Source organism: Anaerosporobacter sp. (assembly GCF_965301125.1).
Genome location: NZ_CBDLAM010000089.1, coordinates 1 through 15,434 on the forward strand (window position 1 = coordinate 1; position 15,434 = coordinate 15,434).

14 protein-coding genes and 1 pseudogene are annotated in these 15,434 nt (G+C 36.9%); 14 read left to right on the top strand and 1 reads right to left on the bottom strand.

The genetic code is table 11. The annotated features are described in order from the left end of the window. Nucleotides 1-63: 63 nt before the first annotated feature. The 10 genes and pseudogenes from ACW2QF_RS10885 to hemL form a co-directional block, all read left to right on the top strand. A pseudogene (locus tag ACW2QF_RS10885) lies at nt 64-513 on the top strand (aminotransferase class I/II-fold pyridoxal phosphate-dependent enzyme); the annotation flags it as partial. A 3-nt stretch (nt 514-516) separates the two neighbouring features. Next, nucleotides 517-2,034, top strand: a complete 1,518-nt coding sequence (locus ACW2QF_RS10890) for a cobyric acid synthase (RefSeq protein WP_455716030.1) — start codon at nt 517-519, stop codon at nt 2,032-2,034. 45 nt (nt 2,035-2,079) lie between these two features. Continuing rightward, nucleotides 2,080-2,718, top strand: a complete 639-nt coding sequence (locus tag ACW2QF_RS10895) for a precorrin-8X methylmutase (protein WP_455716031.1) — start codon at nt 2,080-2,082, stop codon at nt 2,716-2,718. Nucleotides 2,719-2,729: 11 nt separating this feature from the next. Then, a complete protein-coding gene (hemA, locus tag ACW2QF_RS10900) occupies nt 2,730-3,977 on the top strand; it encodes a glutamyl-tRNA reductase (RefSeq protein ID WP_455716032.1) in 1,248 nt (415 codons plus the stop codon). A 2-nt stretch (nt 3,978-3,979) separates the two neighbouring features. Next, complete coding sequence (locus ACW2QF_RS10905; RefSeq protein WP_455716033.1) at nt 3,980-4,447, top strand: precorrin-2 dehydrogenase/sirohydrochlorin ferrochelatase family protein; 468 nt, start codon at nt 3,980-3,982, stop codon at nt 4,445-4,447. 79 nt (nt 4,448-4,526) lie between these two features. Next, nucleotides 4,527-5,420 (top strand): hydroxymethylbilane synthase, encoded by an 894-nt coding sequence (hemC, locus tag ACW2QF_RS10910; RefSeq protein WP_455716034.1) that lies wholly within the window; start codon nt 4,527-4,529, stop codon nt 5,418-5,420. A 42-nt stretch (nt 5,421-5,462) separates the two neighbouring features. Next, nucleotides 5,463-6,998: a uroporphyrinogen-III C-methyltransferase gene (gene cobA, locus ACW2QF_RS10915; RefSeq protein ID WP_455716035.1), complete on the top strand. Its 1,536-nt coding sequence runs from the start codon at nt 5,463-5,465 to the stop codon at nt 6,996-6,998. Nucleotides 6,999-7,151: 153 nt separating this feature from the next. Then, nucleotides 7,152-8,135: a porphobilinogen synthase gene (gene hemB / locus ACW2QF_RS10920; protein WP_455716036.1), complete on the top strand. Its 984-nt coding sequence runs from the start codon at nt 7,152-7,154 to the stop codon at nt 8,133-8,135. Nucleotides 8,136-8,252: 117 nt separating this feature from the next. After that, nucleotides 8,253-8,780, top strand: a complete 528-nt coding sequence (locus ACW2QF_RS10925; RefSeq protein ID WP_455716037.1) for a hypothetical protein — start codon at nt 8,253-8,255, stop codon at nt 8,778-8,780. Between the two features lie 64 nt (nt 8,781-8,844). Next, nucleotides 8,845-10,131, top strand: a complete 1,287-nt coding sequence (hemL, locus tag ACW2QF_RS10930) for a glutamate-1-semialdehyde 2,1-aminomutase (protein ID WP_455716038.1) — start codon at nt 8,845-8,847, stop codon at nt 10,129-10,131. Nucleotides 10,132-10,252: 121 nt separating this feature from the next. On the opposite strand, the gene ACW2QF_RS10935 is transcribed toward hemL, so the two are convergent. Next, a complete protein-coding gene (locus ACW2QF_RS10935) occupies nt 10,253-11,467 on the bottom strand; it encodes an MFS transporter (protein ID WP_455716039.1) in 1,215 nt (404 codons plus the stop codon). Nucleotides 11,468-11,760: 293 nt separating this feature from the next. Between ACW2QF_RS10935 and ACW2QF_RS10940 the strand changes: the two genes are divergently transcribed. From ACW2QF_RS10940 to ACW2QF_RS10955, 4 genes are all read left to right on the top strand, one after another. After that, nucleotides 11,761-12,483: a PadR family transcriptional regulator gene (locus ACW2QF_RS10940; RefSeq protein ID WP_455716040.1), complete on the top strand. Its 723-nt coding sequence runs from the start codon at nt 11,761-11,763 to the stop codon at nt 12,481-12,483. Nucleotides 12,484-12,602: 119 nt separating this feature from the next. Then, a complete protein-coding gene (locus ACW2QF_RS10945) occupies nt 12,603-13,394 on the top strand; it encodes an ABC transporter ATP-binding protein (RefSeq protein ID WP_455716041.1) in 792 nt (263 codons plus the stop codon). Further along, a complete protein-coding gene (locus ACW2QF_RS10950; RefSeq protein WP_455716042.1) occupies nt 13,395-14,156 on the top strand; it encodes an ABC transporter permease in 762 nt (253 codons plus the stop codon). Further along, a complete protein-coding gene (locus ACW2QF_RS10955) occupies nt 14,134-14,988 on the top strand; it encodes an ABC transporter permease (protein WP_455716043.1) in 855 nt (284 codons plus the stop codon). Before ACW2QF_RS10950 ends, ACW2QF_RS10955 begins: the two co-directional genes overlap by 23 nt. Nucleotides 14,989-15,434: the final 446 nt, after the last annotated feature.

Here is a 15,434-nt window from a genome sequence, read left to right on the forward strand (position 1 = left end):
AATGACTTCATTGAAAGTCGTGAATAACATCAGCTAACAAAGGAGTAAGATGAGCATAACAATCTAGTACTATTAAGAGCCTTTACTAAGATGTATGCAATGGCAGGATTGCGACTTGGTTATCTGATGACATCGAATTATGAGTTGTTAGCTAAGATGAACAATGTAAGTCAACCGTGGTCAGTATCGATCCCCGCACAAGCAGCTGGTGAGGTCGCGCTAAATCAAGACCAATATGTAACAAGAACGAAAAATTGCATTAAAAGAGAAAGAGAATATCTTTGTAAGGAACTTGAAGCCTTAGGTATTCACTACTTTGAACCAGAAGCAAACTATATCTTCTTCTATGACCAGTTAGATTGGAAGAAGGAACTTATAAGAGAGGGAATCTTAATACGTGATTGCAGTAATTACCTGGGATTATCTAAGGGATATTATCGCATTGCCATCCGTACTAGATTAGAAAATGAAGTCTTAATTAAAGCGATGAGAAAAATTAAAGGAAGGGCGTAGACCATGGCGAAATCAATTATGATTCAAGGAACGATGTCCAATGCAGGAAAAAGCATCTTAGCAGGAGGCCTTTGTCGTGTATTTGCACAGGACGGTTATAAGGTAGCACCATTTAAGTCACAGAACATGGCATTGAATTCTTTCATAACGAAAGAAGGTCTTGAGATGGGAAGAGCACAAGTGATGCAAGCAGAAGCAGCTATGGTACAACCATCGGTTCTTATGAATCCAATCTTATTAAAACCAACCAATGATACGGGATCGCAGGTTATTGTCAATGGAGAAGTTGTAGGAATAATGTCAGCAAGAGAATATTTTGCTTGTAAGAAGCAGTTTTTTCCTACGGTGCTAGATGCCTACCATAGATTAGAAGAAGAGCATGACATTATTGTAATTGAAGGAGCAGGTAGTCCAGCGGAGATTAATCTCAAGAAAGAAGATATTGTAAATATGGGAATGGCTAAGAGAGCAAAAGCTCCTGTGCTTTTAGTGGGAGATATTGATCGTGGTGGAGTTTTTGCACAGTTGCTTGGTACGATTTTACTTCTTGAGGAAGAAGAACGTGCTATGGTAAAAGGTCTGATTATAAATAAGTTCCGTGGAGATAAGACAATTCTTGAACCAGGACTTCGAATGTTAGAAGAGAAAGTCGGAATTCCAGTGCGTGGCGTAATGCCGTATTGTAACCTTGATATTGATGATGAAGACAGTTTATCCGAACGATTTACCAAAAAGCATACAACGGGGTTAATTGATATAGCTGTAATTCGTTTGCCTAGAATCTCTAATTTTACAGATTTTAATCCATTTGAATACGTGGAAGAAGTATCCCTACGTTATGTTAAGACACCTAGTGAATTAATGGACCCAGATATGATTATTATTCCAGGAACCAAGAATACTATAGAGGATTTATTATGGCTAAGAGAGACAGGGTTAGAAGCTAAGATACTACAACATGCCGCAAGAGGAAAAGTAATCTTTGGTGTATGTGGTGGATATCAGATGTTAGGGATCACGCTTTCAGATCCAGATAGTATTGAGACGAATAAGCTAGATTTTAGAATGGTAAAAGGATTAGGCCTACTACCAATCGATACCGTATTCCTGCCTGAGAAGACAAGAACCCGCGTTCATGGAACATTTACAAAGGTTGAGGGTGTGCTTAGTAATCTATGTGGAGTAGAATTTGAGGGATATGAAATCCATATGGGAGATACGAATTCTTCAGGAGTTCCACTAACGAACTTGACGGATGTAACAAAGAGTGGTACGGTGAAAGAAGATGGAAATAACGTAGGAAATGTATATGGAACTTATGTACATGGAATATTCGATATGTCTGGGGTAGTAAATGGAATCGTAGAAGCATTACTAAAGAATAAAGGATATGATACGGCTAATGTACATGCCCTTAATATAGAAGAATACAAAGAGACACAATACAACCTGTTAGCAGATGCAATTCGTGAAAACCTTGATATGGAAGCAATCTATCAAATCATAGAGCAGGGAGTGTAGTTAAATGAATTAGAAGATGAGATGGATTGTAGAGGAGGAGTACTCTTGAAGATAGAGTTAGAACAAGTATTGCCAACAGAGATTGAGAGACGTAGTTTTGAAATTATTACAGAAGAATTAGAAGGAAGAACATTTCCTAAGGAGCAGGAGATGATTGTCAAAAGGGTAATCCATACAACTGCTGATTTTGATTATGCTGATAATCTGAAATTCTCTGAAAATGCAGTTGTGAAGGCAATTGAGGCAATTAAGGCTGGAGCTCATATTGTTACGGATACGCAGATGGCCAAAGCAGGTGTTAATAAGAAATCCCTTGCAAAGTATGGTGGAGAAGTACATTGCTTTATGTCCGATGAGGACGTTGCTAAAGAAGCGAAGGAATTAGGGACAACAAGAGCAACAGCAAGTATGAACAAAGCAGCTAGACTCAACGAGGACGTTATCTTTGCCATTGGAAATGCGCCAACAGCGTTGGTGCGTCTATATGAACTAATTAACGAGCATAAGATTACACCAAAATTAATCATTGGTGTACCAGTAGGTTTTGTTAATGTAGTTCCATCAAAGGAATTAATTATGCGGATGGATATTCCTTATATTGTAGCAAAGGGAAGAAAAGGCGGTAGTAATGTAGCTGCAGCAATCTGCAATGCACTATTATATATGATTGACAACGAGCGATAGGAGGCAACAGTATGGACATTCAAATGGTGGGAATCGATCATTGCAAGGCTTCTATCGAATATAGAGAAAAGTTTAGTTTTACACATCATGAATCACTAAGTGCCATGAACCAGATTATGGAGTGGTACAAAGATAAAATTACAGGCTGTGTAATACTATCAACATGCAATCGTACAGAATTATATATTAGTTGTGAAGAAGAAGCTATGGAGCCTTATGAGATTTTGTGCCGTATTAAAGGCATAGATTCTGAGGCTTATCAGAATTTCTATACCGTAAGAAATGGCAGTGAGGTGGTAGAACATCTCTTTTCATTGGCGTGTGGATTGAAATCGAAAGTATTTGGAGAGGATCAAATTATTACACAAGTAAAAGAAGCACTAACGAATGCCAGAGAGGCGGAGACTACCGATATCGTATTAGAGAAGTTATTCCAAACGGCCATAACAGCAGCTAAGAAGGTAAAGTCAAGTGTACATCTTACTGCTGTAAATTCCTCGGTTGTAGAGAATATGATAACGGTACTAACAAGAGAGTTTGATACGGTAAACGGTTTACCTTGCCTGGTAATTGGTAATGGAGAAATCGGTAAGTTAGCTGCGACGCGTTTATTACAGATGGGCGCGAAGGTTACTATGACATTACGGCAATATAAGTGTAGAGAAGTAGATATACCACTGGGGGCTCATTGTATTGATTATCAAGAACGATATAATGTGCTTTCTGGAATGGAGGTTGTGGTAAGTGCAACTGCGAGTCCGCATCATACGATTCAATATGAGGAGGTATATGAAATCTTACATGATGGGAAGAAGAGAATATTAGTAGATATGGCAGTTCCACGAGACATTTCTCTTCGTTTAGCAGAATTAGAGAATATTAGGCTATATAATATTGATAGTTTAGGTGGAGTATCTACAGATACCATTAATAACCAGTCTGTTGCGCTTGCTATTGAAATCTTAAAGGAGTATGAAGAAGAATTTACTACATGGTATCTATTTAGAGAGTATATTCCATTAATCCAAAGTGTCGGAAGGACTTCATCTATGAGTGTTTTAAATCGTATCGATAAGCAGATGAATAGAATCGTGAAGGATTCTGAGTCAGTAGAGGAGATTAGAAAACTTGTGAAGGCCGCATCAAACCGTGTAGTAACCAATCTACTGTATGGTTTGAAAGAGAACCTTGATAAAAAACAGTGGAGTAGTTGTCTTGAGGCTATTGAAAATGCATCAAAAAAGAATGAGGAAGTGTAGGTATGGAAGGGGCATATTTCCCAATATTTATTAACTTAATAGAGAAACGAGTGGTTGTAGTAGGAGGAGGAGAGGTTGCTACTAGAAGAGTACAGACATTGTGCTCCTTTGGGTGTAACATAGAAGTGATCGCACCTGAAATCTCAGATTCACTTATAAAGTTAGTGAAAGAGGAGAAGATTGTTTGGCACGCTCGTAAGTATCAACAAGAGGATGTATGTGGGGCAACGATTGTAGTAACAGCGACTAATCGAAGAGAGATTAATCAACTTGTTGGTAGAGAATGCACTACGCTTTCCATTCCAGTTAGTGTGGCTGATAGTAAAGAAGAATCAACATTTTATTTCCCTGGTATTGCGAAAGAGGACTCGGTTGTTGTTGGGGTTACAGCTAGTGGGACAAATCATCGCATTGCCAAAAGAGTTACAGATGGAATAAAGAGTGTGTTGAGGTCAATGGTTGATGAATGATTTTGCGTAATTGTGTTATTCAATGATGTGCATCGAATAACACTTTGGAGATAAGTTTCTTTATAATAGGAGAGTGTGTATGGAAAAGAGAATTAGGAGAAGAATTCGAATTGGAAGTAGAGATAGTAAGCTCGCAGTAATACAGTCAGAAATCGTTATGGAGGCAATTAGGAAGGCACATCCAGATATAGAACTTGAATTAGTCACGATGAAAACAACCGGTGATATGATTCTACATACAAGCCTTGATAAAGTTGGAGGGAAAGGTCTGTTCGTGAAAGAGCTGGATATCGCTCTTAGAGAAGGTAGAATTGACTTATCCGTTCATAGCTTAAAAGATATGCCAATGGAGATACCGGAAGATTTACCTTTGATAGGATTTTCTAAGAGGGAAGATCCAAGAGATGTTCTTATCTTAAAAGATGGATTTCAGATCGAAACAGAAGCGGGGATTATCGGTTCATCTAGTAAGAGAAGAGTACTTCAGTTAAAGAAGTTATATCCTAACTTGCAATTTGAGACCATACGTGGAAATGTTCAGACTAGACTTAGAAAGTTAGAAGAGCAAAATTACAATGGAATTGTTCTAGCATTAGCAGGTATCAGAAGATTAGGATTAGAAAATATCGTAACGAAGGTATTATCTACAGATGAAATGATACCAGCAGCAGGACAAGGAATACTTGCGATTCAAGGAAGAAGAGATTTCGACTATTCTTTCTTAGATCCATTTCTTAATAAGGAATCAGAAATTATAGCAACTTGTGAACGTGCATTCGTAACCGCACTTGACGGAGGTTGCTCTTCGCCTATAGCTGGTTATGCACAGATCGAAGGCAATGAGATTAGATTGCAAGGTTTTTATTGTGAAGAAAACAGGGAAGATATCCGTATTGGAAGTATTCATGGTGAGATAGAGAAAGCTGCAAAACTAGGGGAAACATTGGCAAGACAATTAAAAGAAGGTAGATAAAGGGGAAATGGTATTTGGGCAGGAAGGAGTTGGCTTGTTTATATGACAGATAAAAAAGGCAAGGTATGGCTTGTAGGTGCGGGGCCTGGAGATATTGGGTTGTTAACCCTGAAGGGTAAAGAAGTACTTGAGTCAGCTGAGGTAGTTGTTTATGATGCGCTTGTGAGCGATGAGATTGCTGCATTGATACCATCCTCTGCAAAGAAGATAAATGTGGGAAAACGTGCGAATCACCATCTTGTACCACAGGAGGAGATTAATCAGATACTACTCGATGAAGCTCTTGCAGGAAAACGAGTTGTTAGACTGAAAGGCGGAGACCCCTTTGTATTTGGCCGAGGTGGAGAAGAGTTAGAATTGTTAGTGGAACATAACATAGAATATGAAATAGTACCAGGAATTACTTCCGCTGTCGCCGTTCCTGCTTATGCGGGAATACCAGTTACCCATAGAGATTATACATCTTCTGTGCATATTATTACAGGGCATGCAAGAAAGGGAGGAGTATCAAGAATTCAATATGATGCTTTAGTTAAGATGAATGCAACTCTCATATTTCTAATGGGAATAGGAGCGCTTGAAGAGATTTGCAATTCGTTAATGGAAGCTGGTATGAATCCTGATACGAAAGCGGCTGTCCTAGAGAGGGGAACAAGTGCCAAGCAAAGAAGGGTTGTGGCGACGGTAGCTACAATAAAAGAGGCATCAGATCAGGCAGCTATTCAAACTCCTGCAATTATTGTGGTAGGTGAAGTGTGTAGCTTGTCTGATTCTTTTGCGTGGGTTGATAAACAGCCACTAGCAGGTATTCAGGTAGTAGTGACAAGACCGAAGGAAAAGAGTTCTTCGTTAAGTGAAAAATTACGCTCTAAGGGAGTGCATGTTATAGAGATGCCAGCAATTAAAACACTTACTTTAGATACAGAGAAAGATTTGAAGCGATTTACTCGAAGCATTGAACAGATTACTGAAGTAAGAAAGAAACATTGGATTTTGTTTACTAGTCCAAAAGGGGTTGAGAGTTTCTTTACATTATTAGAAGCCACAGGAAAAGATATACGACAATTATATAAATCAGATGTTAGGTTTGGCGTAGTTGGGAATGCTTCAAAAAAGGAATTAAGACATCATGGTATAGAGGCAGATTATATGCCTGAGATATATTGTGGGAAAGAATTAGCTAAGGGATTAGTCGGATTAGTAGATACCGTTGATAAAGATTCTTATGTAACCTTGTATCGTGCCAATAATGCTTCGGAAGATATAGTAGAGGTTTTAGAAGAAAATCAAATGGAATACCAGGACGTGGCGGTTTATGATACAGAATATTGTGCTGACAAAGAATTAGTGGAAAGAATACAAACTGGAATTGAGAAAGACACGATTGATTACGTAATGTTTACTAGTGCTTCTTGCATTAGAGCGTTCGTATCCTGTCTAACGGATATGGATTATAATAAGATAAAGGCAATCTGTATTGGGGAACAAACCGCAGCAATGGCAGAGCAATATGGTATGCAGATTCAGATTGCTAAGAAGGCTACTATAGACAGCATGATTGAATGTCTATTCATGTGAGGTTGATTTAACGCATTTGCGTATTTACTTTGTTGGTACGCAAATACAGGAAAGTTTTCTAAATGAATAAATATTCCTTCTAGTATACCAGATTTATATTAATAGGAAATTTTATTACGAAGAAGACAAGAATAAAAAGAATGGAGACTTTAGATGGAATTACGAAATAGACCAAGAAGGTTAAGAGGGAGTCAAGTACTTCGAGATATGGTTAGGGAAACGAGAGTTTCGAAGAATGGTTTAATCTACCCGGTATTTGTGAAAGAAGGGCAGAAGATTAGGGAAGAAATTTCAGCTATGCCTGGTCAATATCGTTATAGTTTAGATACATTAGCATATGAATTAGAGCAAATTCAGAAATCAGGGGTACGAGGAGTTTTATTTTTTGGGATTCCTGAACACAAGGATGCGTGTGGTAGCGGGGCTTGGGCTGAGGATGGTATTGTGCAAAAAGCAGTTGAACTTGCTAAGAAAGAATTTCCTGAATTATATCTAATTACTGACGTTTGTCTATGTGAATACACTTCTCATGGACATTGTGGTGTATTACATGATCATACCGTAGATAATGATAGTACCTTAGAATTGTTAGCGAAGACTTCATTATCCCATGTCCAGGCAGGTGCGGATATGGTGGCTCCATCGGATATGATGGATGGTAGAATCTTAGCAATTCGTAATACATTAGATGGTGCAGGTTATTCGAATACCCCTATTATGTCATATGCAGTGAAGTATTCATCATCCTTTTATGGACCATTTCGTGATGCAGCTGGTTCAGCACCAGCCTTTGGTGACCGTAAATCATATCAGATGGATTATCACAACAAGAGAGAAGCAATTAAGGAAGCAGAATTAGACCTTGCGGAAGGTGCGGATATTCTTATGGTAAAACCAGGGCTTGCCTATCTTGATATAGTAAAAGAGATTTCCGAGCGTTTTCCTGTACCTTGTGCGGTATATAGTGTTAGTGGAGAGTATTCAATGATTAAAGCGGCAGCAATGGCGGGCTACATAGATGAGGCGGCAGTAGTTAGTGAATCTGCGGTTAGTATGTTTCGTGCAGGAGCCGATATTCTTATCTCTTATTACGCCAAGGAAATAGCCGGATATATTGATGAAGGAAGAATTGGGTAACTCATCGGTGCACTTGTGTATTTTTGGTATTGATGCGAAACTCTATATACGTTTGCATAGCTTCTTAACTCACGTACTATGTCACAAAACACGTTATAATAATAAGGGGGATTTTCAATGTTAAAGCAAGAATCCTTAGTCGTCATAATTGAGGACCAAACAAGAAGAGCATTGTGGGAAGTAAAGAATGTAATTGACTGTATACCAAATGAATTATGGAATAAGCTATACTGCGAAATGCCGTTATGGAAGCATGTTTATCATATGTTGCATTCATTAGATTTGTGGTTTATTAATCCTCGTGATATTAATTTTCAGGAGCCATCTTTTCACGAGAAGGATCTAAATAATCTTGATGTTACTAGTGAGAAGAGACTGACAAGAGAAGATTTGGATAGTTATTATAATCAAACAGCAGAGAAAATAAGACACTATATAGATGATTTGCAGGATAACGAACTATTAGAAATGCCAGCCAATTGTGATTACACGAAATTTACTTTAATATTAGCTCAATTTAGACATTTGGATTCTCATATGGGCATGATTATGGGTTTTATAATTGATGATACGAATCAATGGCCGCGAGTAGTTGGATTAGAAAAAGAAATTCCTCAAGGAGATTACAACAAATTTTTCGAGTAAAGTAAATGACATATTTACAAGAATGGGAATCGGGAATCATCTTGAATTATGCAAGGAGGTAAGAATGAAGACAGATAAATCAGAACGTTTATTTACAAAAGCAGTTGAGATTATACCAGGTGGTGTGAATAGCCCAGTTCGTGCATTTCAAGCTGTCGGAGGAAGTCCAAGATTTATAGACCGCGCAGAGAAACAATATATCTATGATGTGGATGGAAATGAATATATTGATTACATTGGTTCTTGGGGACCGATGATTCTTGGACATAAGAATGAGCAAGTACAAGCTGCGGTACAAGAAGCAATTGATAAAGGACTTAGTTTTGGAGCTGCTACTGAAATTGAAGTAGAGATGGCACAGTTAATCTGTGATATTGTACCTTCCATAGAGATGATACGTATGGTTAATTCAGGTACAGAAGCAGTTATGAGTGCGATTCGTGTTGCAAGAGGATATACAGGACGAGGTAAAGTTATTAAATTCGAAGGTTGTTATCATGGACATGCAGATGCCATGCTTGTTAAAGCAGGCTCAGGTGTTATGACGTCAGGGGTGCCTGATAGTGCTGGTGTTCCTGCTGGTTGTGCAGAAGATACTCTAACTGCAATTAATAATAATCTTAAAAGTGTAGAGAAACTATTTTCTGAGAACAAAGGTGAAATTGCATGTCTAATCGTTGAACCAATTGCTGCGAATATGGGTGTTGTTTTACCTAAGGAAGGCTTCTTGCAAGGATTAAGAGAAATCTGTACAAGAGAAGGCGCACTTCTAATCTTTGATGAAGTAATTACTGGTTTTCGTCTGCAATTAGAAGGTGCATCTGGTTACTTTGATATCAAACCAGATTTGATTACGTATGGAAAGATTATAGGTGGAGGTATGCCAGTTGGAGCATATGGTGGACGTAAAGATGTGATGCAAGTGGTATCTCCTGTAGGAGCAGTATACCAGGCAGGAACATTAAGTGGAAACCCAGTAGCTATGCATGCGGGGATTACACAGCTTAGAATTCTGAAAGACCACCCAGAAATCTATAGCCAAATTAATGAGTATGGAGAGGAATTACGCTTAGGGTTACGTGACCTAATTAAGAAGTATCAAATTTCATGTGTAGTGAATGGGATTGGTTCCTTGAGTTGTCTGTTCTTTACAAAGGGACCTGTCGTAGATTATGAGTCAGCTAAAACTTCTGATACCATCTTATTTGGTAAGTATTTTAATCATATGTTGAATAAAGGACACTACATTGGTCCAAGTCAATTTGAAGCAATATTTTTGTCTGCAGCTCATACGCAGGAGAATATTCGAAAGTTCTTAGAAGATATAGAAGAATTTTTTAAACAATGTTAGAAATGGTGTAACTTAATAAAATTAAGCAGCCAGTAGACGTAAAAATCTACTGGCCTTTTTATGTCTAAAATTCTATTGATATTATATATTACAAAATCAATTATCGCTAAATTCAAAAGTACTATTCTACCACTTTACTAATCCCTTCAACGTTCTTACTCACTCTCATACGCCCAAGTACTCCAAGTCCAAGAATTAATAAAATCGGAAATATAATAGCCCCTAAGATTCCGGTTTTCAAATTATCAGAAAAGGCACTTGATATTAAACCCACAAAGGTTGGTCCGCCAGAACAACCAAGATCACCAGCTAATGCAAGGAATGCAAACATTGCAGTGCCGCCACCTCGTATAGAAGCAGATGCGATACTGAAGGTACCCGGCCACAATATGCCTACTGATAAGCCACATAGACCACAACCGATAAGGCCTAGGACAGGATATGGAGAAAGCGATATAATCAGGTAAGATAAGATACAAGTAAAACCGCTAAATAACATGAAGCGATCCAGATTGATCTTATGGCCATATTTACCGTAGATTGCACGAGAGGTTCCCATTAGGATAGCAAATAGCATTGGACCTGCAAGGTCACCAATCGTTTTACTAACATGTAGACCCTTCTCTGCAAAGGTAGAAGCCCATTGGCTTACTGCTTGTTCACATGCACCTGCGCAAACCATTAACATCATGAGAACCCAGAAGACTTTCTTTTGTACAAGTTCTTTTAATTTTAGGCCTGTTTCATGCTCTGCAATAAGTGAGGCAATCGGTACCTTAGTAAAAGCTATTGTATTCATAGCAGGAATGATAGCCCAGAAGATAGCGAGTATCTTCCAATTATGTATACCGAATATAGCAAAGAATAGAGTCGAGAGTAGAACAACGCTAACATATCCCCAGCAATAGAAGGAATGAAGTAAACTCATGGCTTTTTCTTTATTATCAGTAGGGCAAGCTTCTACAATTGGACTGATTAGAACTTCAAGTAAGCCACCACCAACTGCATAGATCATAACTGAAATCAATATCCCTATATAGGCATCCGACATCAAATCGGGTAATATTGTTAATGAAATTAACCCAGCTGCTGAGAAGATATGGGCAAGTATAGCGGAAGCGCGATAACCTATTCGGTCTACAAATCCAATAGATAATAAATCAACTATGAGTTGTAGTCCAAAGTTAACAGTCACTAAAAAGGTTATCTTTGATAAAGATATCTCGTAGGTTGATTGTAAGGTAAGAAAAAGTAAAGGAACAAAATTATTTACAATTGCTTGTACAATATAGCCTGTAAAACAAGCATATAAGGTTTTTTGATATTTGTTTTTCAATTGAAGAATCCTCCGTTATTCATAGATTACTATCCAAAACCAAATGCAATGTAATGAATATAGTGGAATTGAATAGATAAACTGTATAGATAATAGCATATATGTGGTATAATTTCTTGCATTAATTGATTAATAAATAACACAATAGTAAGATAATGATACTTTATTTGGTTATGTATTGACAATATACAACATTGGATATATAATATATCCAATGTTGGGGAATGGGCGGGATATGGCGCCGTGAACTTACCATAATTAAACGCAATAGAAAGTTGGAAGAGAGGAACTGTATGATAAGAGCGTTAATTCTATATTACCTTAGCATAAAGCCGACACATGGATATGAGATTCAAAAATTCATTCAGCTTTCAGGTACAGAGCAATGGATGAAGATACAGTCGGGATCTATTTATTATGCATTAACGAAACTAGAGAAAGAAAAATGTATTAGCGTTTTAAGAGAAGAGAGAACTGGTTCGAGAGTGCGTAAGATCTATGAAATCACCGAACATGGTAGAAAAGAGATGCTTAGGGAGATTATGTCAGTGTTACAAGCTCCAATTGCTGGTACTGGGTCACCAAAGTTTATAATAGAACCTATGCTTTCACTACTTGAGGAATCTGAAATAAAACTAGCGATACAAAACCATATTAAAGAACTAGAAGAAAAGAGTGAATATTGGAAGAGATGGTCTGATATAAAGGCGGGGAAAGATGCTACGAAGTTGATTCAATTATCATTCTCAATGACAATTCATTCATTAGAGGAACAGATTCTATGGCATAAAGAGTTATTAGATAATCTTGAACTATATATGAATGAAGGAGGTGCGATGAAGAGTCTTATTCTTCAGTTTGATGCAGATAGTACGGAAATGGAGACAGAAGAGTCTGGAGTGGATGAGAAAATTAATTATTTGAATAAAATTAAAGATATTATCAAAGATGATCCAAGCAAAGCTTTAGATAACCTAGACTTAATAATAGATGAGCTTAAAAGAGAAAAGTCTTAGTATATATACGGTGCAAGAATTGAAATATATTTTCAAGGCTGCACCTTACAATACAACTTAATATCCAATATTGGATAAATAATATTGGATAAATAATTGATAAGGAGTAGAGTGGAATTATGGTAAAAGAAAATAGGAAAGAAAATGTGAAGGAAAAGGATTGTGTTATGGAAGTAAAAGATATGAGGAAAAGTTATAACACAAGAGAAGTATTGAAAGGAATTAGTTTTAGAGTTCAAAAAGGGGATGTTATCGGGCTACTTGGACCTAATGGTGCAGGCAAGAGTACATTGGTTAAGATTATTGCAGGAATTGAGAAAGCAGATCAAGGTATGGTTTTATGTCATGGAGAGAACATAGTAAAAGACTCTATCAACTTCAAGAAAAGTCTTGGAGTTGTTCCCCAAGATATTGCATTATATGAGGATTTAAGTGCATATGAGAATGTTAAATTCTTTGGCTCCCTCTATGGATATAAAGGTGGAGAACTTCGAAAAAGAATGGAGGAAGTTTTGACTTTTGTAGGGTTGTGGGATAGAAGAAAAGAGTGTACATCAAAATTCTCTGGTGGTATGAAGAGAAGATTAAATATTGCTTGTTCAGTTGTCCATTCCCCTGAAATTTTAATTATGGATGAGCCAACTGTTGGAATAGATCCGCAGTCAAGAAAATATATTATGCAATTGATTCGGACATTACAAGAAAGGGGGACTACGGTAATCTATATATCTCATTACATTGAAGAAATCGAAGAATTGTGTAATCGAGTTATTATTATGGACTATGGCCAAATCCTTGTGGATGATGAGAAAGATATAGTCAAGAATAAGTACCATAATAAGGCTGGTGAAAGTTTGGAGTCAATTTTTTTGACTTTAACTGGTACAGATTTAAGAGATGGGGTGGAGTAGATGAATGGATTAAAGGTCTTAACAAGTTTTCAGATAGGAAGAAGAATAAAAGATGGATTTTCAGTTGGATACAATATTGTATTTCCTATGGTATTGACCTTGATATTAGGTGTATTGACTCGAAATCAATTTGACGATGTTATAACAAGTTACCAATACTATACGGTTGTAATGATTCCCTTCTGTGCATGTATGGCACTGATTACAGCTGCTTATGCTGGTAAAGATGAGGCCTATACAAAAACAGCTGTGCGTTTTGTGATGGCTCCAATTAGTGAACGACAGATTGTTCTATCCAAGATATTTTCATGTACAATCGTATTCAGTACCTGTAATTGTTTTACATTTGTCGTATGCGGATGCATATGGAAATTACCAAAAAAAGTAGAGTGGATTCTGATTTGTCTTCTATTAGTAGCGATGAGTTTTTGTGTAGCGACAATTGGGGTGTTTATTGGAATTGGTATGAAGAATTTTCTTTTTGTTAAGAATCTTGTTAATCTACCAATCGCACTATGTGCAGTAGCAGCTGGAGTTTTTTATCCTTTTGGAACGAGTAATCCATTAGTTCAAGATATTCTCAATCTGTCGCCTCTTACCCACGTTAACAGCTATCTATTTGCAATACTTTTCGATCATATGAAATCAGGAGTATATCTTCTTATATTGATTCATGTTGTAATAGGTGTATTTGTTTCTATTCTAGCAGTCAAAACATTTAAAAAGGAGGTTTTTTTGCATGGGGACTTATCTGGTTATTAAGAATAATATGAAGAGGGCAATGAGAAAACGTGGGAATATAGCTATGGTTGTAATAATTCCATTCCTAATATGTGTACTAACCGTAATTTCTCTACAATTCAAAAATAATATAGTAAGAGTAGGAATTTTAGTAGGTGAAGATACAATGGAAAAAGATATTGAAGATGTAATGGAACAACTAAAAGGATATGAAGGAATTGAAGTGCAAAGGGCTGAATCAACCTTAGTTAATACTAATCTTATCACGGGAAGATATCATAGGTATATCGACATGGAAAAGCCTTTAGAACCTCAGATTCAAAAGATTAAAACGAGTACAGCAATATCGGAAAACGTCTTGAACGTTAAGAGTTCATCAAAAGAAGCTAAGCAGGCAGTAGGTTTATTAATAACAACCTTTCTAGTATTGGCAACCGTTCATGCAGTGGAATACATAAAGGATCAAAAAAATGGAGTGATTTCTCGATATATAATGTCTGGTCATGTAAAAGGTAGTTATTTTATGGGGTACTGTGGTTATACATTCCTAATTACTGCGTTTCAATGTGGAGTGTGTCTAGGTCTTATCCAAGCAATCATGCCAAAGGTACGAATGGAGTTTTCAATGTACATAACGATTGTATTATCCATTGCATTATTAGCAGCGGTATTAGCCATGTGCATTGTTAAATTGAGTAAGAGTGATTTGAGGGCGAATCTTACCGCGTCATCATCAGCAATTATTTTGTCATTACTAGCAGGAACTTTTGTAGAGACTGGGCATATGCCAAAGATTATGCAAACGTTACAAGTAATTAATCCCATTAGCTGGATACTAAAGCTATTAACATAGGAATGTAAGGCATGGCTGCATAGCAGTCCAAAGTTTCGGTAGGATGCCGAATCGAAGGCGGTTTTTTGTATCATTTGGATAGCCAAATGATACACGCTTAAAAGTACTTAGGTGTGTAGTGGGTTTCGTGCCATGAGTCATAGATAACAATAAGAGGATATCCAAGTTGGATATCCTCTTATCATTACTGTTATTCCTCTTTTGTATATTGAGAATTTTTCTTTAGTAAAAATCATCTTTTGTTTTTTACTCTTATGTATCTTATAGAATTTATCTTAAGTATTTTGTTCTTTTGTAGATTGTTTATATATAACACAGATCATACTGTGATATTGTAAAATAGTACTCCAATCATTTGTAGATTAAAACTTGTGTAAATAAAATCCTAAGTATTCGTCATTAATCAATATGTTTAATGTTTTATCTTAGTTTATTATACTATATAC